Raw genomic sequence first — 24,174 nt, 5'->3', positions numbered from 1 at the left:
AGTGGATGCACAACTAGATACTCAGCAGTCTGATCGCACCCAAAAAATAACCAAGCAAATTGTTGGTGTTGTTGCTGTTATTGTGATTATTGCTTTAGCCGTTGCTGGTGGTTGGCAATATTCAGTATATCGGGAAAATAATTATAAGGCTGAGGCCTCTGCACAATATGAGCGGTTATTAAAACAGATTGCTGAGAATAAGCCGACTGAGGCTTTAGCTGCGGCGACTGCTTTGCGTGATCAGTATGCAAAAACACCTTATGCGATTTTGGCGTCGTTATTTATGTCTAAGGCCTATATAGCGCAAAAGGAACTACCAAAAGCGCAAGCGGCACTGGAGTGGGCTTTAAAAGAAAATAGAACAACGGCTCTCTCAGGGTTGATCACGATACGCTTAGCGCGTGTTTTGATTGCCCAGCAACAATACCAATCTGCTATTGATTTGTTAACACCACTATTAGCAAAAGACCAAAAAGAAGGTGAAGGTGCTAAATATTTGGCTGGTGCAAATGCTTATCAAGGAATGTATCACTATGTCCTTGCAGAGGCTTATCAAGCGACTGGCAATAGTCAACAAGCTAAAAGTGACTTTCAAAAGGCAGAAAAACTATTAGCCAATGATGCTTCAGCCTTACAATCGGTTGTCCAAATGAAAGTTAATAATTTGCCTATGCAAACTGAAATTAAGGCCGGCACTCGGATTGAGTCTGCAGCACATGCGAAAAAATAATTGGGAGATATCGGTGAAGCACTGGAAAAAAGTAGTAGTTACTGGGTTTGGATTGCTTGCTGTTGTTTTGGCAGGCTGTAGCAGCTATAAAGACAATACAATAGCGCCTGCACCGTTAAAAATATTTAAACCCAAGGTTGCGGTATTAGAACATTGGCAAGCTCAGGTGGGTGAAGGGAGTGGTACTGCCGCAAAGGCTGTTTTAAGTTTTGGTGATGAAGGTTATTGGCAATACCAGGCTGCAGAGAATTGGCACCTTAATGTCACGCAAGCAGGTCAAAGTTTATATGCTGTGGATTATAACGGTCTGGTTAAGTCTTTTAATTTAGCGGGTCAAACAAACTGGCACGTGAATTTAAAACAATTGCTTACCGCATCGCCAGTTGCAGGTCCTGAATATGTCTATGTGGTGACTGCAGAAGGGACGGTCTTTGCTTTAAATAAAAAAACCGGGCAAATTCAATGGCAAAAACCACTAGGCTCATTGGTGATTGCAGCACCTGCAGCTGCAAAAGGAGTGGTTGTTATTCATACTAAACCCGGTGCAGTGATTGCTTTACGTGCTGTGGATGGTCGCCAGTTGTGGCGTTATGACCTGCTGCTTAATCCATCGATGACGATGGAGCGTTCAAGTGTTCCTGTCATTGCCGGCCAACAAGTAGTTATTGGTAGTGATAATGGTCAAGTGGTTGCACTGGATCGTCAAACCGGAGATTTGCTCTGGCAATATCAGGTGGCTGTACCGAGTGGTGCTTCTGAAGTTGCTCAAATCGTTGATGTGGATGTGACTCCGGTTGTTAAAGACGGTACCGTTTATGTGTCTAGTGTTAAAAACCGTACTATAGCAGTGAGTTTGCAGTCGGGTAGAATGCTGTGGAAGCATAAAGTTGGCTCTTTTAGTGGCTTAGCGGTCAGTCAAAATAAAGTGATTGTAACAGCGAACAATGGGGCGCTTTGGGCCTTAGATCGTCAAACAGGTAAAGCCGTTTGGGTTGATTCTAACCTATTAGGGCGTGGGCCAACAGCACCTGCCATTGTCGGTCATTATGTTGTTGTTGGTGATTATAAGGGGTTTGTGCACTGGTTCTCACTGAAAACAGGTCAATTAGTTGGTCGAATGAGCGTGGGGGCTCGGGCAATTGTCGGTCAACCTGTTGTTGATGGAAGTATAGTGTATGTGATGGATGCTTCTGGGCGCTTAGTCGCTGTGCGAGGCTCAAAAGTTGAAGAGCTGTAGCTGTATAAGTATAGCTAGCTATAAAGTGTGTGAAATATAGAGGAGACGACTGATTCTTGTCAGTCGTTTTTGTTTTTTGGAAGAGGTTTTATTATGCTGCCTGTTGTGGCCCTTGTCGGTCGCCCAAATGTGGGGAAATCAACATTATTTAATCGTCTGACTAAAAGTCGCGATGCTTTAGTTCATGACCAGCCGGGGGTGACGCGTGATCGTCAATATGGCGAAGGTTGTTTAGGAGAAAAGCCTTTTATTGTTATCGACACTGGTGGGGTTGGTGAACATGACGGCCAGATTGATCAAAAAATGCTTGCGCAGTCTTGGCAGGCGGCACTGGAAGCGGATGTGGTCTTGCTGCTAGTTGACGGTCGTGCTGGCATGACGAGTGTTGATGAGGAGATTGCACAAAACTTGCGTGAGATTCATAAAAAAGTATATTTGGTTGTTAATAAAACTGATGGCATTGATGCGATGGCGGCCAGTGCTGAGTTTTATGCCTTAGGTTATCCTGATGTTTATACAATTGCTGCCTCTCATGGTCGTGGTGTTTTAAGTTTAATTGAATCAACATTAGAAAGTTTTGATCTTGATTTTTTTAAAGAAATAGAAGAAGAAAAAGCATTAGGGGTGAAAGTAGCATTGGTAGGCCGGCCCAATGTAGGCAAGTCGACATTGACTAATCGATTGCTAGGTGAAGAGCGTGTTGTGGCTTTTGATGAGCCGGGTACAACGCGGGATAGTATTTTTATTCCAATGCAAAAAAATGGCAAAGAGTATACACTCATTGATACTGCGGGCGTGCGGCGTCGTAAAAATGTAAAAGATGTTGTTGAAAAATTTTCAATTATTAAAACATTACAGGCCATAGAAGCCGCTCATGTGGTGGTGATGATGTTTGATGCACAAGCCGGTATTGTGGATCAGGATTTAAGCTTATTGGGGTTTGCTGTGGATGCGGGAAAGTCCATTGTTATTGCAGTTAATAAGTGGGATGGTTTAGAATCACAGGTACGAGAGTATATTAAAACTGAGCTTTCGCGTAAGCTGACTTTTACTGATTATGTGCGTATTCATTTTATTTCAGCATTACATGGGACGGCTGTGGGTGATTTATTTGCTTCTGTTGATGAGGCATATGATTCGGCAACACGGATTTTATCAGCGAATCAACTCACACAGATTTTGCAAAAATCGACCCAGATGCATGCGCCACCTTTAGTCAAAGGGCGTCGTATTAAGCTGCGTTTTGCTCATTGTGGTGGTCATAATCCACCTGTAATTGTGATTCATGGTAACCAAACCACAAGTTTGCCGGAGGCGTATCGCCGTTATTTAGTTCACCAGTTTAGAAAAGAAATTAAATTAATGGGGACTCCGATTCGTTTGGAGTTTAAAACTGGAGAAAACCCTTTTGCTGGCAAAAAAAACGAATTAACTGAACGTCAAGTTAATCGTAAGCGTCGTTATATGAAAATTGTTAAAAAGAAATATGGTAAATGATTTTTTTAAAGCTGTTATATAAGGCTGTTATATTGAGTGATTGTGTAACACTATAATGTTGTCTTAAGTCTAAGTGAGTCAAAGGATTGACACTTTTTTGGTGTTGACGAAAAAATGGCGGGAGAGCCCGCCGGTGAGTGTGCCTACAAAAATTTAATGATACTCGCTACTTTTTTCATCCATTTCTTCAGCTATGGCATCAAGAGCAAGTCCGAGTAGCCTGACCTCCGTGTAATCTTCTTGTTGCTGTTTTTTTTCAATTTGCTTTAGTAAAGTACAGCAATGGCGATAGAGTTCATCCATTGTTGGGCTATGTTGCTTCATGGTGCACCTCCTTTTGCTTAAGAACCTTGTTGCAAAATTGATGCCAATGCTGCAACGTATTGTGTATTTTTTTAATACACTTGATACTTTAATTAATGCGTTAAATTTATAAAAAAACAAACTAGATAGTAATTTTGATGCAATTTATAGGTGAGATGAAAATAGTGCTGTTCTAAATTTAGATTTAAATTTTAAGCTTAGGTTTTAGTTCTATATCTTAAGTTTTTGGCATGCAAGTTGCCTAAGACTTATTAGTATTTAGCATTTAGCTTAATGTTAGTGAGCATATTGAGCATGCACTCGATGAGGGATCTATGAAAATTTGGACGGTTGCAAATCAAAAAGGAGGGGTAGGTAAAACGACAACCGCGGTGACTTTGGGGGGTATTTTAGCTAGCCAAGGCAAACGGGTATTATTGCTGGATTTAGACCCACATGGTTCATTAACAAGTTATTTGGGATACAGTCCGGATAAAGTGGAAAAAGGCGCTTATGAGCTTTTTTTGCAGAAAGGGCGGATGTCCGCAGTGCTTGGCGATCAAATTATCAAAAGGACAAATTTTGCCGATTTATGGCTTATTCCTGCGTCGATTACCTTAGCAACGCTTGACCGTCAGTTAGGTACTCAAGAGGGAATGGGCTTATTAATAACAAAGGCCTTAAAAAAACTTCGAGTGCGTTATGATTATGTCATTATTGATTGCCCGCCTATTTTGGGCGTATTAATGGTTAATGCGTTGGCAGCGTGTGAGAAAGTGATTATTCCGGCTCAAACTGAGTTTCTTGCTCTTAAGGGATTAGAGCGCATGATTGATACATTGGCAATGGTGAAAAAAACAAAAAGCTTTAATTTTTCTACTGTTATATTACCAACAATGTTTGATCGAAGAACCTCAGCAGCCTTGGGGAGCTTAAAAATTCTTGAAGAGCAGTATAAAAAGTGGTTGTGGCGGCTTCCTGTGCCTGTTGATACAAAATTGCGTGAGGCAAGTCAACTGGGGGTTCCGATCTCTCAGCTTTATCCACAAAGTCGTGGCCTGTATGTTTACCAGCAGTTTTTAGATTATTTATTAGAGAGTGGAGCTGGATCTGAGATGGCCCAGCCTTTAATGAGTGATCCTGGAGTATTTGTATGATAGATGATGATTCTGCAGGAATTCTAGAAGAAGGCCAAGCTCTTAGTGATTATTTTGATGCATTACTGGGTGTTAACTCAGCGCAAAAAGAAGAATTGGAGCTGGAGAAGGCTAAATCTTTTGAAGTTGTGACTGATAATCAGTCTTTTGTTTTTCAGGATGATAATAAGGTTGCTGATCTTGCTGTAGTTGAGCCTGCAATTGTAATGCCTTTACCTAAGGTGCAAGAGCTTGATGCCTCGATTAAAGAAATTGACGTTGATGATGTGGTTGCCTCAACTGTTATTGAGGCTGATCTTGATGTTTTGCCTGGTACTTTATCCGAAGTTCTTGAAGAGATTGAAGTAGCGGTTATTACGACCGAAAGTGAACTTGATGCGGCTTCTATTGAGTTTGATTCAGTGGTCCCTACATGGGCAAGGCAGGAGTTTCAGTGTGTATCGTTTATGGTGCAAGGTTTGCAGTTGATTATGCCATTATCTGGTTTAAATCAGATTTATGCTCTACAAGAACATCGAGTTAAGGCTATTTTTGGTCAAGCGGATTGGTTCATTGGCATGATGAAAGTTATGGAGAAAAACATTCATGTTCTTGATGTGATGCATTGGTTGTTGCCTGAAGACGCTCAGCCTTTGGGCAGGGTAAATCAGACAGACACAGATTTGCAGCATGAGTTTGTATTAGCGCTTGAGGGAAGTTCATGGGGGGTTGTGTGTAATGGTTTGGGGTTTTCTGAGTTTTTAAAAAGTGATGATGTAAATTGGCATAATAAAGATCCTAAACGGCCATGGTTGGCGGGTGTGGTGGTTGATAAAATGTGTGGGTTAATTGATCCAGAGCAGTTAGTAAAATTTTTAAATGCCGAGTCCCGAGGTTTATCGATAAAGTAGACTACAATCTAAGGGATAGGGAGCGGTTAGAAAAGAGAGCGAGATATGAGTGATAGCGCTTCAGAAAAAGACCCATTTGATGGGGCAAAAGAAGATAAAGATCCAGTATTACAGTGGGTTACTTTTCGATTAGCGGAAGAGACTTACGGTATTAATGTAATGCAGGTTCAAGAGGTTTTGCGTTATACAGAAATTGCACCTGTACCGGGAGCACCTGGCTATGTAATTGGCATTATTAATCTACGTGGTAATGTGGTGACAGTGATTGATACACGCAAGCGTTTTGGTTTGGAGTCACAAGAAACAACGGATAACACCCGTATTGTGATTATTGAAGCAGAAAAGCAAGTGATTGGTATTCTTGTTGACAGCGTTGCTGAGGTGGTGTACCTACGTGCCTCTGAGATTGAAACAGCACCGAGTGTTGGTAATGAAGAAAGTGCAAGGTTTATTCAAGGGGTATCAAATCGCGAAGATGAATTACTGATCTTAGTGGATTTGAACAAGTTGCTAAGTGATGAAGAGTGGGAAGAGATGAATAGTGGTAGCACAGGGGCAAATGCTTAAGCTTGGTGATGTAGTACAAGCTGAGTTTGGTAGCTAATGCGAAGATGTGTCTTTATTGAGTAGTGTACGAACGAATGATGGGCTTGATGATTCAAGGAAGTTTTTTGGCTGTATTACTGCTGTTGCTGGGTGTTTTATGCTATTTATGGCGCAGTATAAAACATTATCGACAGCAGTTGTGTGAGCTACAAGGGCATTGCCATGTGTTTATGAGTAGTAGTATTGGCATAGGTCAACGTTTAGCCTTGTTGGAGCGTTACTTAGGGAGAGACTTGTATAAAGAGCTCGGTCATGATGCTTTTCCAGAAAAAGAAGAAAATTTGTATCGACAAGCAGCTAAGCTTGCGGCTCTGGGGATGGGGAAAAAAGAGCTTGCTGAAGGGTTTGACTTAACAGATACAGAGGCAGAATTACTTGAGCTTATGTCGACCCAGTCATTAAATTCACCAATGGCATCAAAAAAAATGGCACAGCCTAAAAAAACAGTTCAAAAAGCTCAATCTCAGCAGCACTTAAATCACCCTGCAATTAAGCGATATAAAAGCCATCAGCAAGATTAATTATTTTTTGGTTGATTTTATACCCTATTAATTTATATATGATTATTCATTTATTTATGCACTTGTTTCTTTTTATCTAGAACGAAGGCGAATTTGCTTTTCTTTGTGAGTTTTGCTTTGACATATGGAGCCTTCTTAGTATAATGGAACGGTATTTTTATGCGTAAGATAATGCTATTGAGAGTAGAAGCGCACGTTTCTTTATTACACTAAATTATAGATCTTTGATACGATATTTTAAAATAGTGCAATATTCTTCTTTTTTTGTTTAAGGGAGTTAGGTATTTTATGCCTCGTCCGGGTTTAACATATGATGAAATAACAGAAGCTGCTAATCGTGTTTTAGCGGCGGGTGAAAAGCCAACAATTAATCGCGTTCGTGAAGCTTTGGGGGGGCGAGGAAGTAGCACAACGATTAGTCGTTATTTGAAGGATTGGAAGCGCCAAGTGCAAGAAGCTGGAGGCGTTGTTGAGTTAGATGATAATGTGGATGTGCCTCAGATAGAAGAAGAGGCGGCAGATGCATCTAATGCACCTTTAGAAAAGTTAAAAGTAGATAGTGACATTGATGTTGAGAGTGCTGAGACGTCTGCGACTGCAGCTTCTATTGCTGTTGATGAAGAGTTGCAGCTATGTTTTGCTGATGAAGAGTATGAATTACCTGCGATTACGCATGAGCAATTTAGGTCTGTAGAGGGCGGCTCTGAGTTAGAAGTATTAAAACGGGAGCATGAGGCACTTAAAATTCAGTTTCGTCGCTTGAATTCTGCAGTAAATAAGGAGCGTATTCGACGTCAAGCTTTTGAAATGTTGGCCAGAGAAGCAAAAGAGTACGTTAATGTGATTAAAGAGCAGATAGGGCAGCGGATTTTAGATTTACGTATGGCCTCTGATCAGACGATTAATCAACTTAAGGCGCATGCACGTGAAGCAAAGCAAGAATCTGAGCGTGAACTAAAGTTTTATCGTGAGGAATTGATGCGAGTACAAAAAGAAATAGGCCGCAACTCATCGCAAAGTAAGCCTGTGATGACAAATCGAGGGCCTCGACGTCAGGTGACGACTACTTCTTAAATAAAAATTCAACCATTAGATCACCGTGTGCTGACGCAAGTTCGACGGTGACTTGATGTTTGCAATCAGGATTCTTTTCTTCTGACTTTTTGTATGCAAATGGTGGATTTGCATGCACCATACAGTCTAAAGTGCCAAGTTTGCCACAGCCATGGCCGATAATTATATTGACATACTCAGATGCAGCATCGAGACTAAGTGGAGTGATTTCGTTATGGTTATCATCCATTAGTAGTTTACCTGCGACATTGATTACCAGTGCCTCGGGCATGGTAAGCGCATAATAAAAGTTTTTCTCTCCGGTGATTTCTTGAGCAAATGTATAGTGATTTTGGTCTGTAGAAATTGCGTTAGCCTCGGTGCTCACTTCAGTGATTTTAACCATTTCGCGCGCAATGCGTAAAAACATTTTAAGAGTATGATCGAGCATGGCTTTGACGGTAATGGCTTCAGGAATGTTATCTAGGTTAGCTTTTAATAGTTCTTCATGCTCTTCTTGTGCTTTTTTGTGTGCTTGAATTTCTTTATCTAAAACGTCCTGTTGAATGTGCCCAAGGGCGAGCAAGGCTTCACCAAAAAAAATACGGCGTGCTTTTTGTGTGTTGAGGAGCTCTTGAACTTGCTCATCATTAATGAGCTTTAAATCAGTTGCAATTTCTCCAAACTTACGGTCAGAACGCTGTTGTTCTGCATTAATTGAAGCGACTTGGTTCTCTGTAAGCCAGCTTTTTTCTATGGCGACTTCACCAAGAGAAATATTATGCTTTTTCTGATATTCGACTGCATCAATGAGAGCTTCTGGTGTGATCAGCCCCCTTTCCAATAACCATTGTCCAAAGAAGTTTGCCGCCATGATATCTTCCCCTGATGCTATAACTTTTATAATTTCGTCAAAGTTCTAAGAACAACGAGGACGCTTTCTTTATCGTAAGGCTTGAGTAAATAGCCTTTCGCACCGATGGTAATTGCTTGTTCAACAGTGTCTTCTTGTCCCATGGACGTGGCCATGACAACTTGGGCATGAGGGTCAAAGTCTATGATCTTTTTCAGTGCAGACATGCCGTCTAGCTCTGGCATGACGATATCCATCAGGACAAAATTAGGTTTTAATTTTTTATATTTTTCAACACCATCATTGCCATTATGGGCGACATCGATAATGTCGAACTCCGAACCACTCAGTAGATTTTTGGCGATCCCATGAATGGTTTTTGAGTCGTCGACTGTAAGTACAGTGTACGCTTTGTCCACTTCTCTTCCCCCTGCGAGGTCTGGCGAAGTTCCAAGTTCTTATTTCATTATAGTTGAATGCTACAAAGTCGATGGGCTCTGAATTTTATTATCTTGTTATTTATGATTGTAACTGCTCTAAGTGTTTTAGGCGTTTTAGGCAGTTATTTAGTTCTTTGGGGTAAGGGGCTGTAACCATAAAGTTTTTTTGGCTGGTGGGGTGGGTGAACTGTAAAGAGATTGCATGTAAGAATAGTCTGTTAAGGTTTAACTGTTGTTTTGCCCAGTTATTTTCTTCATGTCTGGTATATTTGTCATCACCTAAAATTGCGTGGCCTTGAGATTGTGTGTGTACGCGAATTTGGTGGGTGCGGCCAGTTCTTGGACGTGCTTCGATAAGGCTGGCTTGCTTAAAGTATTCTAGGCATTTGAAATAAGTCTGAGAGGCTTTGCCTTCTTCTTGGTGGACACGGACGATGCGCTCGCCGGAGTGACGTGTATACTTTTTTAAAGGCAAAGCAATCTGTTGGCAACGTTTAGGCCAGTGTCCACTGACTAAGGCATGGTAGTGTTTTGACACTTGATTATTTTGAAATTGCTCATGTAGCGCTTTAAGGCTGCGGCGTTTTTTAGCAATTATTAGACAGCCTGAAGTTTCGCGGTCAAGACGGTGTACGAGCTCTAGAAAATGAGCGTTAGGGCGTAATTGCCTTAAGGCCTCAATAATACCATAGCTTAGACCGCTGCCACCATGAACAGGCATTTTACTTGGCTTATTAATGATTAGTAGATCATCATCCTCAAAAAGAATAGCGCTTTCTAAATGGTTAATTGAGTTTATGTTCAGTGGTCGTGTAGGCGAGCGCTCGGCGATGCGGATAGGGGGGATGCGAATGATGTCTCCTTCTTCCAAACGGTAGTGAGCTTTGATGCGTTTTTTGTTAACACGCACTTCGCCTTTTCTCAAAATACGGTAAACATGGGTTTTGGGGACGCCTTTAAGTTGAAGAAGAAGAAAGTTGTCGATACGGCGGCCGACTTGATCGGTCTCTATTTTAATAAAAACAGCGGTATTCATGCTTTTTGTGCTCAAAGTTAATCATATAATTTGCTCATAATTTATGCTAGTATACCAGCTTGGTGCTCAAGGCGTTATGTATTTGGGCCTGTTCACGGATCACTGCTTATCGTGAGCCTTAAAAGTTTTTGGGTATTTCACAATATGTGTTTAATATAGCTGAGGAATTTTTTGTTAAGCGAATACACTTCAGCAACATGGCACTTAATTAAAGTGTTTACTTTATAGATAGCACTTAAGATTGGTCGTTAGTAGTGAACAGGGTTGATGGCAAGAGATGAAGCACAAATAAGCAACGTTTATAATGTCATGCTTATTTATCTGGAGTGCGAATTAGGTAGAGTGAAGCTGCAAAGGCCCTATCAGTCTTAATTAATAATTAAGAGGAATGAACTTTGCTAGTGGCTATTTGACAGCTGATAATTGTAGATTGTAGTTCAGAGTTAAAAAAGAGTTTTATTTAGAGGATATAAAATTAGATTATGAAAAGAATGCTCATTAATGCTTCGCAGCCAGAAGAGTTGCGGGTGGCAATGGTCGATGGGCAGCATCTGTATGACTTAGATATCGAAACAGCAGGATACGAGCAAAAAAAAGCGAGCGTATACAAAGGACGAGTGACCCGTATCGAGCCAAGTCTAGAAGCTGCATTTGTAGAGTATGGTGCAGACCGCCATGGTTTTTTGCCCTTAAAAGAGATTGCTCCTGAATACTATGACGCGACAGCCAATACTGATAAGCGTGGCCGTGTTCATATTCGTGATGCAGTGCGCGAAGGCCAAGAAGTTCTTGTGCAAATTGATAAAGAAGAGCGTGGTACGAAGGGTGCGGCGTTAAGCACTTATATTACTTTGGCCGGCTGTTATTTAGTATTGATGCCAAATAATCCGCGTGCTGGTGGCATTTCACGTCGTATCGATGGCGAAGAGCGTGAGGAGCTTAAGCAGATTTTAGAACAGCTTAACTTACCAAATGATATGGGCTTAATCATTCGTACGGCAGGCATAGGCAAAAACCTTGAAGAAATTCAATGGGACTTAAGCATTTTGCAAAAGCAATGGCAGGCAATTCGCGCAGGGTTTGCACGCATTGCAGCCCCCTCGCTTATTTATCGTGAAAGCGATGTCGTTCTGCGGGCGATTCGTGATTATTTGCGTCCAGGAGTGAATGAAATTGTTGTTGATGATCGTGATGTGTACGATCGCATTGCGCACCATTTAAAGCAATTACGCCCTGATTATCTAAATTGCTTAAAGCACTATCAAGATCCAGTGCCATTATTTAGTCGATTCAATATCGAGGGCCAGATAGAAAGTGCGTTTGAGCGTGAAGTGCGTTTACCTTCGGGAGGCGCGATTGTCATTGATCATACTGAGGCGATGATCTCTATTGATATTAACTCGGCGCGAGCGACCAAAGGCGGCGATATCGAAGAGACTGCTTTTAATACCAATATTGAAGCTGCAGAGGAAGTTGCTCGCCAGTTGCGCTTGCGTGACTTAGGTGGTTTGGTCGTCATTGACTTTATTGACATGGTGCAGCCTCGTCATCAACGTGATGTAGAAAATTGCTTGCGTGATGCTTTGAAAATGGACAGAGCGCGTGTGCAGACCGGGCGTATTTCACGCTTTGGTTTATTGGAGATGTCAAGACAACGCTTGCGTCCAGCTTTAGGTGAGTCAAGTCAGCATGTTTGTCCGCGCTGTAGTGGCCATGGTTATATTCGCGGCATTGAATCGCTTGCACTTGCGGTGATGAGATTGCTTGAAGAAGAAGCGATGAAGGGTCAGCAGGGTCAAATTCAGGCGCAGTTGCCCGTGGAAGTTGCGACTTTCTTATTGAATGAAAAGCGTGGTATTTTGGCACAGATCGAAAGACGCCATCGTGTGAGCCTATTGCTAATTCCAAATATTAACTTGCAAACTCCACACTATCAGGTGATGAGTGTTTCTGATCATGCACGTGAAGATGCGGCAAGTTATAGTTTGGTGAGCCAAGTGCAATCTGTTGAGGATTTAACGAAAGCTGCGGTTAAGTACGAAGAACCTGTAGTAAAAGATTTAAGTTATGGCGCGTCACCTAAGCGTGGCCTATTAAATAAGCTGTGGCAATATCTCTCAGGAGCAAGCCATAGTCATAGTGCTCAGGCCAGTGAAGACACGGCTGCAACAGTAGAACCCATTCGGCCGGTGAAGGTGCATTCTGCATCATCATCATCTTCTTCTTCTAGTTCAGAAGGGCGAGATCGCAATAAGCGTCAAGGAAGCACCGGCGGTGGTTCGGGGCGTCGCAGTCAAGGTGGTGGACAGCTTGCTGCAGCACCGAGCAAAGGCCAAAGTGGCGGTGGTCGCCACCGTCGCAATGAAGGTGGTACAGTGGTAAAAGGCAACTTAGCTTCTTCAGGAGAGTCACATGAGCGTAGTAGTAACCGCTCAAATTCAAATAAGACGACAGATGCACGGAGAAAGTCGACAGGCGGTAAGTCATCATCAGTTTCGCAGCAGCGTAAGTCAGTAAAATCTGCTAGTGATGTGGATAAAGATGCGAGTAAAAAAGCGGTGACAACACAGCGTACTGAAGCTATGGTTGAGGTGAAAGCGGCTGTGGAGCCTGTGTCTGTAAAAGTAGCTGTAGAGCAGGTCTCATCCGTAGTATCTTCATCTGCTGAGGCGAAGGTGACGACGACGGGTGGGGCGACTACCTCTGGTCAGAAAACAGAGACAGTCGTTGTTGAGCAAGCAGCGGTGATGGAAAAAGTTGTCCGTGCTAAACGTCCTAATTTCACGACGCTGGAGTCACAGGTTGAGACGACAGTGATAAGTTCAGGTGTGATAGATCGTGCTGTGCCCTCTTCGTATCATCATGGGAATATTGTCGCACATCGCCTTGAGCCTTGGCGTTCTGCGCTGTCTGCTGCTGCATCATCAATTGCTGAGATTAAGCAAATTGAGACGATTGCTAATGATGAAAGTAGCACTGAAAGCGTGATTGTTAAGGTGGTAGAAAAGCTGCACCAGGGCCGCTCACCATTGCAATGGCATGAACGGCTCAAAGGTAGTCAAGCAGCAATCAGTCACTCTATTGAGCATATTCGCCAGGTTGAGACGAAGGTCGCTGTGGCTATAGCAGCTGCTGAAAATCAGGTAAAGACGAATATTCAATAATTATATTTGTTGTTTTTAGTAAGACGCCCTGGTTAATCAGGGCGTTATGCGTTTAGAGTGCATTATATTTAGAGGGCATTATGACCACTTTTGTTACAAAGCGCCGTGTAATTGTTTGGATTGCCTTTATAGTTATTGTTTACGGAATGAGTTATTGTTGGCTAGATTTACCCGTTGCGCTGTTTTTTGAAGCACATGGAGGGGATTTTTACGCGTTGGCAGGTTCAGTGAGTGCTGTGTTTAGCCCTGAACATTGGTTGATGCTTGCTATTGTGGCAACGCTTGTTGTGGTGGTGATGCCAAGACGCTTTCAACGTGTACGTGGCTGTGTACGTGAAATTGCATTTAGCATTGTTTTTGCCATAGTAATTGGGCTTTTATTAAAATATGGTCTGGCGCGCTATCGGCCGGTTGAGTTTTTTCAGCACCAACTGTACGGTTTTCATTTTTTTTCAATGCAGCATGATTTAAACTCTACACCTTCTGGGCACAGTTTGGCTGTATTTGCAGGACTAACGCCATTGGTTTGCCATTGGCGGTGGACAGTGATTCCTGTGTTGTTGATTGGTGTTATTGTGATGCTTAGTCGTTTGGTGCACCTGGATCACTATTTAAGTGATGTGTGGTTAGGAGCTTGGGTGGGTATTGGTTCAGCCTGTCTTATTCATCAATACTATCAGAGTAATAAAGTGAATGAGTTGAGATAATTTTCATTATTGTTTTAGCTCTATACTCTTGTTCTTCGATAAATCTTTGTTATCCTAGCTTCTTACAGAGAAGCGATTGCGCTTCATACAGTTTTTAAATAATTTTTAAAGTCTAAAGCCCGTATTGAAAGATAAAATAAAGCAAAACTGAGGAATTTTGTCAGTGTATAAAAAAATGCAGCAAGTGATCGATAAAGCTGATTTAAAGTCATTAGGGCTGATTTATCGAGGCCTTGAAAAAGAGAATATGCGTATCGATAGCCATGGCTATATTGCATTGACGGATCACCCAAGGGCGTTAGGTTCTGCTTTAACAAATCCATGGGTGACGACTGATTTTTCAGAGAGTCTAGTTGAGGTGGTCACCCCCGCTGTTGCAAGCTTAAGCCAGTTAAAGCAAGATATTTCTACAATTAGTCAATTTTGCTATGCTCGCTTAAACAAAGATGAGCTGTTTTGGCCGGCAAGTATGCCAAGTTGTCTTAATGAGAGTGATATTCGACTCGCTTATTATGGTAAAAATAACTCGGGTAAAATGAAACAGGTTTATCGCCACGGTCTTGCTGAGCGTTATGGCAAAACCATGCAAATGATTGCCGGAATCCATTATAATATCTCATTTTCTCAAGCGTTGTTTGAGTCGTTGTGGCGCTATGACGGTAAATCCTGCTCTTTGGCCGAGTATACGAATCAGCGTTATATGGGATTGGTGCGTAATTTTTTCCGTTATGGTTGGCTATTGCCTTATTTATTTGGTGCTTCGCCTATCGCCAGTGGAAGGTCAGTTAGTGAGTCTTTTGATTTTCTCCAGGCACAGGGGCAGGATTACATTGGGCCTTATGCGACGTCTTTGCGCTTAAGTCGCTTAGGTTATCAAAACAAAGGTAAGCACCTAATGCATATGTCATATAACAGTGTGGAAGAATATGCGAGCAGTATTTTGCAGGCGACGCGTACGCCTTATGCGCCTTTTTCTAAGCTGGGTATTTGTAGCAAAGATAAGGCAGGGCAGAGGCATTATACTCAGTTAAATGATGCGTTATTGCAGATCGAAAACGAGTATTACAGCCCGATGCGGCCAAAGCAACCGGCAGAGCGTTGTAAGCGTCCTGTCGCCAGCTTATTAGAAAAAGGTGTGTGCTATATTGAACTGCGTGCCTTAGATTTAAACCCGTTTGAGCCCTTGGGCTTTGAAGCGGGAGAACTTGAGTTTGTCGATTTATTTTTATTGTTTTGTTTGCTAGAAGATAGTCCTGTGCTCAGTGCAGCTGAGTTGGCTGATACAGAGCTCTGTTTGCAGCAAGTGGCGGAGTATGGTCGCAAGCCAGGTTTGATGCTGACAATTCAAGGTAGACAAGTGTCATTGCAAGATGCAGCCGAGAGGCTATTTGAAGCGTTATTGCCTTTAGCTGAATGCTTAGACGCGGAGCAGGCTCAGGCTGGGAGTTATTTAATTGCTTTAAATGCTAACTATAAAAAACTAACGGATATAAGTTTGATACCATCAGCAAAACTACTGGATGAGTTTTTAGCATCAGGAATAAATTATACTGAGTTTATGCTGAAATATGCGTGCAAGCACCAGGATTATTGGCAACAGCAAGCTATTAATCCAGTTGATTTCCAGCGCTTTGATGATCTTGCTAAGCAATCATTAGTAGAATTTGAGAACATAGAGCAGGCTGAGCAGGTACCGTTTGAGGAGTACTTAGCTAGATACTTTCAGCAAGGCGATGCAAAAAAAGTTGGGCAATAGTATGTGAGTTGTTAGAATGGGCCGCTGATGGATGAGTTTTGAGTTTAAATTAAATTAATTTGAGTAAGTTAGATTAGGTTAAATAAGATATGAGCCAGGTTCGCACGCGTTTTGCTCCAAGCCCGACAGGATATTTACATATTGGTGGTGCCCGTACTGCACTTTATTCATGGTTATATGCCAAGAAATCGGCTGGTTGTTTTGTTCTACGGATTGAAGATACTGATTTAGAGCGTTCTAGCCAAGAGTCTGTGGATGCTATTTTAGCTGGCATGCAATGGCTGGGGTTACACTGGGATGAAGGCCCGTTTTATCAGATGCAGCGTATGGAACGCTATTGTGACGTTATTCAGCAATTACTTGCTGAAGACAAGGCGTATCAGTGTTATTGCTCTAAAGAACGTTTAGAAGCACTGCGTGAAGAGCAAATGGCGAATAAGCAGAAACCACGTTACGATGGTTGCTGTCGTCATTTAGCTCAGCGAGATCATCAGCAGGCTGAAGAAAACCAACAGCCTTTTGTCATTCGCTTTAAAAACCCTGCAGAAGGGTCGGTAGTTTTTGATGATTTTGTGCGTGGGCGTATTGAAGTGAAAAATCGTGAGCTTGATGATTTAATTATTGCCCGTAGCGATGGCACACCGACGTATAATTTTACAGTGGTGGTTGATGATATGGATATGGCGATGACTCATGTCATTCGTGGTGATGATCATATTAATAATACCCCAAGACAAATCAATATTTTCCATGCGCTAGGGGCGAAGATTCCAGCGTTTGGTCATGTGCCGATGATTTTAGGTGAAGATGGTAAGCGCTTGTCTAAACGTCATGGTGCAGTGAGTGTTATGCAATATAAAGCCGATGGTTTTTTGCCTGAGGCGCTGCTTAATTACCTGGTACGTTTGGGGTGGTCACATGGTGATCAGGAAATTTTCTCTATCGATGAATTAATCCAGTTGTTTGATGCTAAAAATATTAATAAAGCCGCATCAACGTTTAATATGGATAAGTTGCTTTGGTTAAATCAGCATTATTTAAAAACCTTGCCGTTAGCGCGGATTATGGCTGATTTTAAAGAAATGGCAGCGTTTTGTAATTTAGATCTTAGTCAAGGGCCTGAACTTGAATTATTAGTTAAAGTGCAGCGTGAGCGGGTAAAAACCTTGGTTGAAATGGTCGAGAGTTCTCGCCTTTTCTATGAAAATGATATTGAACTGGATGAAAAAACCGCCAAGAAAAATTTGCGGCCGGTCGCACTCGCTGCATTAGAAAAATTAAAACATGAATTTTCGTTATGCGATTGGCATGAAGCAAGTTTACAACAGGTCATAGAAAAGACAGCGCTTGAGCTGGATTTAAAGATGGGAAAAGTGGCCTTACCCTTGCGTACAGCGATTACGGGGGGTGCTGGAACACCGGCGATTGATATTACTCTAACAATGATTGGTCGAGAGCGTGTAGTTGCACGTCTTGAGCAAGCGATTCATTATATTCAAACACGGGGCTAGAGTAATTATTACTTGTCGTGACATTAGCTTATGACTGTTATTTTAGGGATTGACCCGGGTTCGCGAGTGACTGGTTTTGGTGTCATTCGCTTTAAGCAACATCGTTGTGAATACTTGGCTAGTGGCTGTATTCGCATGGGAACAGTCAGCCTGGCTGAACGGCTGCAGACTATTTTTCAGGGAATTCAAGAAGTGATTCGGCTTTATCAGCCGACACAAGTGGGCATTGAAAAAGTGTTTGTCGGACGCAATATTGACTCAGCATTAAAGCTCGGTCATGCACGTGGTGCTGCAATTTTAGCGGTTGCCGAGTCGACTTTATCCGTATGTGAGTATTCTGCGCGTCAAGTTAAACGCAGTGTTGTAGGCTTTGGAGGCGCAGATAAAAATCAAGTGCAACAGATGGTCAGTGCCTTATTAAAATTAAGTAAGGTGCCTTCTCAAGATGCCGCGGATGCGTTAGCCATAGCGATTTGTCATGCACAAATGCAGCAGGGCCTAAGGCATATTCAAAAAGGTAATAAACTAGTAAAAGGGCGTATACGCGAATGATTGGACAGTTAACGGGAACGATTGTTGATGTTTTTTTAGATTACTTGATGATTGATGTTGGCGGTGTCGGTTATGAAGTTTTTGTTCCTGCTTCAATCCTTACGCGTTGCGGTGAAGTTGGCCAGAGAATTACCTTGTATACGCATTTAATTATTCGTGAAGATGCCCATAGTCTATATGGCTTTGAAGAGCGCTCTGCTAAGGCATTGTTTCGTGTGTTATTAAAAGCCAATGGCGTGGGGCCAAAGCTCGCCATGGTGATTTTGTCGACGATGGGCGTATCCGACTTTATTCAGGCGGTGACTTTGCAAGATGTTGCAGCATTAACCCGTTTGCCGGGCGTAGGCAAGAAAACTGCTGAACGTTTAGTGATTGAATTAAAAGATAAGCTTAGCCAGTTTGATTATCTAGATAGAGCCATTAAAATAAATAGCATCAATGAATCAAGTACAGCATTACCGGTTTTAAGTGATGCAATTAGCGCGTTGGCAGCCTTAGGTTATAAAGATCCAGAAGCAGTAAAAATGGCAACTATGGTTTATAAAGAAGGTTTAACCTGTGAGGATGTGATTCGTTTAGCGTTAAAGAGCAGTTAAGTTATGCTGGTTAGTATTATGAATCATATTAATATTGTTTCATGATGAGCGTTTAAAATAAAAAAATAAGGTGTCGTATGATTGAGCATGATCGTATTGTGACGGTGTTAGAGCATCAAGAGGATGAACCGACTGTCGACCGTGCAATGCGTCCGAAACTTCTGTGTGATTATCAAGGGCAGCCTGCGGTCTGTGAGCAGATGCAGGTGTTTATTCATGCGGCGCGCAAACGTCAAGAGGCATTGGATCATACGTTATTATTTGGTCCACCGGGGTTAGGAAAAACAACATTAGCTCACATTATAGCCAATGAGCTGGAGGTCAATATTAAGCAAACCTCAGGGCCGGTAATTGATAAAGCGGGGGATTTGGCCGCGTTATTGACGAATTTAGAAGAAAACGATGTATTATTTATTGATGAAATTCACCGTTTAAGCCCGGCGATTGAAGAAGTGTTGTACCCGGCACTGGAGGATTATCAAATTGATATTATGATTGGTGAAGGTCCTGCGGCTCGCTCTATTAAGCTTGATTTACCGCCGTTTACTTTAGTCGGGGCGACGACGCGCGCTGGCTTGTTAACGTCGCCGTTGCGAGATCGTTTTGGCATTACTCAGCGTTTAGAGTTTTATTCGGTAGAAGATTTAACACGTATTATTTTGCGCTCTGCTCGGGTGTTGGGTATTAGTTTGGACAATAGTGGGGCCTATGAAATCGCTAAACGCTCGCGTGGTACGCCACGGATCGCCAATCGATTGTTGCGCCGGGTACGTGATTTTGCTGACTTTGATGGTGTTGTGCAAATTAATGACCAGATGGCAGATAAAGCGTTGAAGATATTGGATATTGATGAACAAGGCTTAGATTTGATGGATCGTAAATTACTCAATGCTATCTTTGTTAAATTTGAAGGTGGGCCGGTGGGTGTGGATAGCTTAGCCGCAGCGATTGGTGAATCACGTGATACCATCGAAGATGTCTTAGAACCTTATTTAATCCAAATGGGCTTGATGATGCGTACACCACGCGGGAGAGTGACGACATCGCATGCTGCACATTATCTTGGCCTGGCGCCAGATATAAGTTAATCTTTGAAAAAGTGAAAGAAATTAAAAAAATAGGCAAATTAAATTTGCAGCGATAAAAATAAATTAAAGTTATATTATAACTGATTAAAACCTTTTAGTTAGGAGTGATCGGGTGGGCCAGACGAATTTTATTGAGTTATTTTTACATGCCAGTGTAATTGTGCAAGCTGTCTTAATTATTTTGCTGCTTGCATCGATTTTATCATGGACTTTTATTTTTCAACGTGCTTTTTTCTTAAGGCGTGCAACAAAGCGTTTACGAATATTTGAAAGTGAATTTTGGTCGGGTATTGATTTAGGACAGTTGTATGACCGGATGCGCACTGAGGTAGCAAGTGATGGTTTAGCCAGCATCTTTAAATCTGGCTTCCAAGAGTTTGCTAGATTGTCGCGTCAAGAGAATATTGCGGCAGATGCCATTATGGAAGGGACAAATCGCGCAATGCGCATCGCTTTATCTAAGGAAACCGATAAACTTGAAAATCATTTGCCTATTTTAGCAACGATAGGTTCGGTCAGCCCTTATATCGGTTTATTTGGTACGGTATGGGGGATTATGAGTTCATTCCAAGCACTGGGTGCTGTTGAGCAGGCGACTTTATCGATGGTCGCACCAGGGATTTCTGAAGCATTGGTTGCGACGGCAATTGGTTTATTTGCGGCCATCCCAGCTGTGATTGGTTACAATCGTTTTACTAATCGCGTGGATCGTTTACTGAGTCATTATGATAATTTTCAAGAAGAATTTGCGAGTATTTTGCATCGTGAGGCTTATGCACGAATAAAGAAAAGTGATAATGCAGCGCCAGAAGAGTAGTTTAGAGAGTTATAAAAGCAAGAGGAAGGGCCGTGTATGGCTAGGCAGCGTCGCCGTTTGATGGCAGATATTAATGTTGTTCCCTATATCGATGTTAGTTTGGTGTTATTAATTGTTTTTATGATCGCAGCGCCGATGCTTTCTCAAGGGGTGAAAGTGGATTTGCCAAAAGCCACGGCAAATAAGATTCCACCGTCAAAGTTTAAGCCGATTGTTATCAGTGTTGACCAAAAGGGTGATTATTATATGAATATGACACCGGATAATAAGCAGGTTTTATCTGCTGAGCAGTTGGCTGTGTGGATTAAAGCATCGCTTGCGCGGACAAAGTCGACGACAGTCTATGTACGTGCAGATCAGGGTGTTGATTATGGTAAGGTAGTGCAGGCGATGGTGGTTGCACAACGTGCAGGTGCGGGCAGCATCGGTTTGATGACAGATAACGCGCCTCAACAGAAGAGAGCCTAATTATGGCACAAAGGGATGGTTATAACCTATCTTTTTTAAAGTCATTGTGTATTCATGCGGTGGTTTTGGCGGGTTTTGCGGTGGCGATACAGGCACCTGAAACAATCACTCACTTTGCTGGCACTGAAGCGACAGTCGTAAAGGCTGCAATGATCAGCCCAAACGCTGTGGATCAAGCGATTTTAGCTATGAATCAGGCGCATGATGAGAAGATTTCAAAAACAAAGCAAGAAAAAGCACAGCTTGATCAGCAATTATTACAGACACGGCAAGAACGTAAGAAAACTGAGCAAATGCTTTTGCAATTAAAAAAACAAAATGCCTTGGCTACAGAACAGCGTGAGCAGGTATTAAAAGAAGTTGCAGCGGCTAAAGCTGAGCAAGATCAGGCTGAAAAAAAATTAGCTAAGGCAAAAGCGGCAGAGAAGCAAGCGGCATTGCAAGCAGCAAAAAATAAAGCGACTTTAGCAAAGCAAATTAATGCGTTAAAGCGAGAAAAGCTTAAAGCTGAAAAGGCGTTGGCTGAAAAAAAAAAGCGTGAATTAGCAAAAAAGCACCAAGCTGAGCAAGTGCGTCAGCAAGCGTTAGAAAAAAAACGTCAGCAAGAGCAATTACATCAACGGCAAGCTTTGGAGAAAAAGCAACGTGAAGCCGCGGCAAAGGTAAAGCGAGAAGCTGAAGTTGCAGCAGAGAAGCAGCGTCAACAAGCATTGGCGCGTTTGCGAGCGAATGCTCAATCGAACATTGCAAATCAATTAGCAGAAAATGCCAGAGTCGCTGCAGCGCGGACGGCGCGACAGCAATATGTACAGTCTGAGTTTGAAAAATATTCGGGCCTCATTGTGACTGAGATTAGTCGTCATTGGAATCAAGCCAATATTGATCCGAGTTTAAATGCTTTAATTCAGGTGAATGTGGATGTAACGGGTGATATTCTGTCGGTAAAAATTGTTAAATCAAGTGGTAATGCCCTTTTTGATCGTCAGGCAAAACTTGCGGTATTAAGCGCTGGGCGTTTGCCGATGCCGACGGATAAAGAAGTTGCTCAGCGTTTTTTAAGTTTTCAATTTCACTTTACTCCTAGAGGGGTGAGTTAGGTTCTAAATTTTAGTGTTGTTATTTTTGCTTTACGTTGTTGGAGGGAAGAGTGGTTAGACGATCTATACAGTGGTTTATTTCACGATTATGGCTGGTTTTATTGAGTTTGTTTTTATTTGCTCCAGCCTATGCCACATTAACTTTAAAAGTCACTCAAGGGGTTGATCGGCCTATTCCAGTTGCTGTTGCTGATTTTTCTAACTCAGATAATAGTCACTTAAATATTCAAGGTTTGTCAGAAGGGGTGGCGGGCCTAATTCGGCAGAACCTACAAACCAGTGGGTTATTTTCGGTATTAGAGCGTACGAAGATGCCGAGTTTTTATGTGAACCCAGCTGAGGTGAATATTTCTACATGGAAAAAAACAGGGGCGGAATCATTATTAGTCGGTCAAGTGCAATTGACTGAAGCAGGACGCTATAATATATCTTTTCGTTTGTTAAGTGTATTTGGGCAATTGACGAGTCGGCAGATTATCGGTGAGCGTTATAAAAATATTCGCCCGGGCCAAATGCGTATGCTGGCAAATCATATCAGTGACTTGATTTATCACGCCCTGACAGGGAAGCAAGGTGTATTTGCAACACGTATTGCTTATGTACAGCTCGATCGTGAGCGCACTGCTTATCAATTATTGGTTGCTGATGCAGATGGTTACAATCCTCGCACGTTATTAAAACAGTCACAGCCGATTATGGCACCGACATGGTCACCGAACGGCCAGTATTTAGCCTACGTGTCGTTTGAAGATAAAACTATGTCAATTTGGATCTCTGATTTGGTTAGTGGTAAGCGCCGTAAAATTTCGAGTGTAGATGGGATTAATAGCGCACCAGCCTGGTCTCCAGATGGCTCGCGTCTCGCTTTAGCCTTAAGTAAAGCCGGGAGTGCTGAGACGAATATTTATGTGATTAATTTAAACACGGGGAAAAGAAAGCAGATTACCCGTGGTTATGCGATTAATACCTCTCCGGCATGGTCACCTGATGCGAAGAGTCTAATTTTTACTTCTAATCGTGGAGGGAGTCCGCAGATTTATCAATATGATTTTTCAACACGACAGATTGTGCGTTTGACTTATCAAGGGAGTTATAATGCGGATGCAAGGTTCTTGCCCAATGGTCAAGGCGTTGTAATGATGCATCAAGTGATTGCAGATGGACAGACGCGGTTTAATATTGCGCATTTAAATTTAGCGACGGGTGAGTTTCGTGTTTTAACTCATGGCTATAATGATGAATCACCGACGGTTGCACCGAATGGACAAATGATTTTATATACTAAGGATCGTGGAGGGAATACAATGCTTGCTGAGGTGTCGTTGGATGGTCGAGTGCATTTGAATTTGCCATCAGGTAATGGCTATGTACGTGCTCCAGCCTGGGGACCTTTCTCATCATAGTGGTGAATATAATAACCAAACTTAGGGGGATTAAAATGACGATCAAATTCAGCCCATTTAAAACATTGAACCTGCTTACTGTGAGTGCATCAATTGGACTACTTGCCGGTTGTGCTTCGACAGCGGATCAATATGGGGGTAATGAACAGGGTCCTGGACCCTATGGCGATGGTAGTGCTTATCATCACCAGGCTGCCGGCTCTGATGTAAAATCGCAGGGTTTAGGGCAGTACGATGATCAGTTTAATGGTGAAAGCTGGGGGCAGCAAGACGGTGCAGCTGCGCAGGGTGGAATGGCGTCGGGGCCAAATGCGGCGGTGGCCAAACGTGTGGTTTACTTTGGTTTTGATCAGTACTCGGTTGGTAAAACAGATCAAGATATTGTTCAGAGTAATGTTAATTACCTCTTGAAACATCCCAAGCAGAAGGTATTATTAGAGGGTTATACTGATCCACGAGGCAGTAGCCAATATAACTTAAACTTGGGGCAAAAGCGTGCAAACTCGTTAAAAGATGCGTTGCTAAGCGCAGGTGTTGGGCCTCAACAAGTGAGTACATTAAGTTATGGCAAAGAGTGCTTGGCCGTGCCGGGTGGAACAGCAGAAGCGGATTACCAGAAAGATCGTCGTGTTATCTTTAATTACAACATGAACTCAAAGGGTTGTAACCAAGGTTAAGGCTAAAGTTAAAGT

The 24,174-nt window shown here is 42.3% G+C and carries 24 protein-coding genes; 20 read left to right on the top strand and 4 right to left on the bottom strand.

Annotated features, from left to right (window positions below; genetic code table 11):
- The first annotated feature begins 1 nt into the window (after position 1).
- The 3 genes from C200_RS07290 to der all read left to right on the top strand — a co-directional run bounded on the left by C200_RS07290 (position 2) and on the right by der (position 3,464).
- On the top strand, positions 2-730 hold the full coding sequence (locus tag C200_RS07290) for a YfgM family protein (RefSeq protein WP_016209402.1): 729 nt from the start codon (positions 2-4) through the stop codon (positions 728-730).
- Between the two features lie 13 nt (positions 731-743).
- Complete coding sequence (gene bamB, locus C200_RS07285; RefSeq protein WP_016209446.1) at positions 744-1,967, top strand: outer membrane protein assembly factor BamB; 1,224 nt, start codon at positions 744-746, stop codon at positions 1,965-1,967.
- A gap of 93 nt (positions 1,968-2,060) precedes the next feature.
- Entirely contained in the window at positions 2,061-3,464 is a 1,404-nt protein-coding gene (gene der / locus C200_RS07280; RefSeq protein WP_016209427.1) for a ribosome biogenesis GTPase Der, read from the top strand.
- 153 nt (positions 3,465-3,617) lie between these two features.
- Here the strand turns inward: der and C200_RS16625 are convergent, their stop codons facing one another.
- Positions 3,618-3,908 carry a DinB/UmuC family translesion DNA polymerase gene (locus C200_RS16625; protein WP_328289377.1) on the bottom strand — a complete coding sequence of 97 codons (291 nt, stop codon included), beginning with the start codon at positions 3,906-3,908 and terminating at the stop codon, positions 3,618-3,620.
- A gap of 194 nt (positions 3,909-4,102) precedes the next feature.
- Between C200_RS16625 and C200_RS07275 the strand changes: the two genes are divergently transcribed.
- From C200_RS07275 to C200_RS07255, 5 genes are all read left to right on the top strand, one after another.
- Positions 4,103-4,924 (top strand): ParA family protein, encoded by an 822-nt coding sequence (locus tag C200_RS07275; protein WP_016209406.1) that lies wholly within the window; start codon positions 4,103-4,105, stop codon positions 4,922-4,924.
- Positions 4,921-5,814, top strand: coding sequence for a chemotaxis protein CheW (locus C200_RS07270; RefSeq protein WP_016209405.1), 894 nt, complete (start codon positions 4,921-4,923; stop codon positions 5,812-5,814). Before C200_RS07275 ends, C200_RS07270 begins: the two co-directional genes overlap by 4 nt.
- Positions 5,815-5,859: 45 nt before the next feature.
- On the top strand, positions 5,860-6,381 hold the full coding sequence (locus C200_RS07265) for a chemotaxis protein CheW (protein WP_016209443.1): 522 nt from the start codon (positions 5,860-5,862) through the stop codon (positions 6,379-6,381).
- Positions 6,382-6,455: 74 nt separating this feature from the next.
- On the top strand, positions 6,456-6,941 hold the full coding sequence (locus C200_RS07260) for a DUF2802 domain-containing protein (protein ID WP_016209413.1): 486 nt from the start codon (positions 6,456-6,458) through the stop codon (positions 6,939-6,941).
- Between the two features lie 288 nt (positions 6,942-7,229).
- Positions 7,230-8,015, top strand: coding sequence for a DNA-binding protein (locus tag C200_RS07255; RefSeq protein WP_016209416.1), 786 nt, complete (start codon positions 7,230-7,232; stop codon positions 8,013-8,015).
- Here C200_RS07255 and C200_RS07250 read toward each other — a convergent pair.
- The 3 genes from C200_RS07250 to rluC all read right to left on the bottom strand — a co-directional run bounded on the left by C200_RS07250 (position 8,005) and on the right by rluC (position 10,323).
- Positions 8,005-8,868: a chemotaxis protein CheX gene (locus C200_RS07250; protein WP_016209404.1), complete on the bottom strand. Its 864-nt coding sequence runs from the start codon at positions 8,866-8,868 to the stop codon at positions 8,005-8,007. The genes C200_RS07255 and C200_RS07250 overlap by 11 nt on opposite strands.
- Positions 8,869-8,894: 26 nt before the next feature.
- A complete protein-coding gene (locus C200_RS07245) occupies positions 8,895-9,266 on the bottom strand; it encodes a response regulator (protein WP_016209435.1) in 372 nt (123 codons plus the stop codon).
- 100 nt (positions 9,267-9,366) lie between these two features.
- The gene (gene rluC, locus C200_RS07240; protein WP_016209445.1) at positions 9,367-10,323 is read right to left on the bottom strand and encodes a 23S rRNA pseudouridine(955/2504/2580) synthase RluC; all 957 of its coding nucleotides are present in this window, start codon (positions 10,321-10,323) and stop codon (positions 9,367-9,369) included.
- 482 nt (positions 10,324-10,805) lie between these two features.
- Between rluC and C200_RS07235 the strand changes: the two genes are divergently transcribed.
- The 12 genes from C200_RS07235 to C200_RS07180 all read left to right on the top strand — a co-directional run bounded on the left by C200_RS07235 (position 10,806) and on the right by C200_RS07180 (position 24,159).
- Positions 10,806-13,487: an Rne/Rng family ribonuclease gene (locus C200_RS07235; RefSeq protein WP_016209429.1), complete on the top strand. Its 2,682-nt coding sequence runs from the start codon at positions 10,806-10,808 to the stop codon at positions 13,485-13,487.
- An 80-nt stretch (positions 13,488-13,567) separates the two neighbouring features.
- A complete protein-coding gene (locus C200_RS07230; RefSeq protein WP_016209439.1) occupies positions 13,568-14,194 on the top strand; it encodes a phosphatase PAP2 family protein in 627 nt (208 codons plus the stop codon).
- Between the two features lie 163 nt (positions 14,195-14,357).
- Positions 14,358-15,950 carry a glutamate--cysteine ligase gene (gene gshA / locus C200_RS07225; RefSeq protein WP_129556553.1) on the top strand — a complete coding sequence of 531 codons (1,593 nt, stop codon included), beginning with the start codon at positions 14,358-14,360 and terminating at the stop codon, positions 15,948-15,950.
- An 89-nt stretch (positions 15,951-16,039) separates the two neighbouring features.
- On the top strand, positions 16,040-17,461 hold the full coding sequence (gene gltX, locus C200_RS07220) for a glutamate--tRNA ligase (RefSeq protein ID WP_016209434.1): 1,422 nt from the start codon (positions 16,040-16,042) through the stop codon (positions 17,459-17,461).
- Between the two features lie 30 nt (positions 17,462-17,491).
- Complete coding sequence (ruvC, locus tag C200_RS07215) at positions 17,492-18,013, top strand: crossover junction endodeoxyribonuclease RuvC (protein ID WP_016209437.1); 522 nt, start codon at positions 17,492-17,494, stop codon at positions 18,011-18,013.
- Positions 18,010-18,609, top strand: coding sequence for a Holliday junction branch migration protein RuvA (ruvA, locus tag C200_RS07210; protein WP_016209438.1), 600 nt, complete (start codon positions 18,010-18,012; stop codon positions 18,607-18,609). Before ruvC ends, ruvA begins: the two co-directional genes overlap by 4 nt.
- A gap of 77 nt (positions 18,610-18,686) precedes the next feature.
- Positions 18,687-19,697, top strand: a complete 1,011-nt coding sequence (gene ruvB / locus C200_RS07205) for a Holliday junction branch migration DNA helicase RuvB (RefSeq protein WP_016209440.1) — start codon at positions 18,687-18,689, stop codon at positions 19,695-19,697.
- A 112-nt stretch (positions 19,698-19,809) separates the two neighbouring features.
- Positions 19,810-20,514, top strand: coding sequence for a protein TolQ (gene tolQ, locus C200_RS07200; protein ID WP_016209415.1), 705 nt, complete (start codon positions 19,810-19,812; stop codon positions 20,512-20,514).
- Between the two features lie 36 nt (positions 20,515-20,550).
- Positions 20,551-20,982 (top strand): protein TolR, encoded by a 432-nt coding sequence (gene tolR, locus C200_RS07195; protein ID WP_016209407.1) that lies wholly within the window; start codon positions 20,551-20,553, stop codon positions 20,980-20,982.
- Positions 20,983-20,984: 2 nt separating this feature from the next.
- Entirely contained in the window at positions 20,985-22,079 is a 1,095-nt protein-coding gene (gene tolA / locus C200_RS07190; protein WP_016209428.1) for a cell envelope integrity protein TolA, read from the top strand.
- 50 nt (positions 22,080-22,129) lie between these two features.
- The gene (gene tolB, locus C200_RS07185) at positions 22,130-23,482 is read left to right on the top strand and encodes a Tol-Pal system beta propeller repeat protein TolB (protein ID WP_016209441.1); all 1,353 of its coding nucleotides are present in this window, start codon (positions 22,130-22,132) and stop codon (positions 23,480-23,482) included.
- A gap of 35 nt (positions 23,483-23,517) precedes the next feature.
- Positions 23,518-24,159: an OmpA family protein gene (locus C200_RS07180; protein ID WP_016209425.1), complete on the top strand. Its 642-nt coding sequence runs from the start codon at positions 23,518-23,520 to the stop codon at positions 24,157-24,159.
- Positions 24,160-24,174: the final 15 nt, after the last annotated feature.

Source organism: Piscirickettsia salmonis LF-89 = ATCC VR-1361 (genome assembly GCF_000297215.2).
GTDB classification, from domain to species: Bacteria; Pseudomonadota; Gammaproteobacteria; order Piscirickettsiales; family Piscirickettsiaceae; genus Piscirickettsia; species Piscirickettsia salmonis.
Note: the sequence above shows the minus strand (reverse complement) of the source record. Positions and strands in the feature narration are given on the sequence as shown.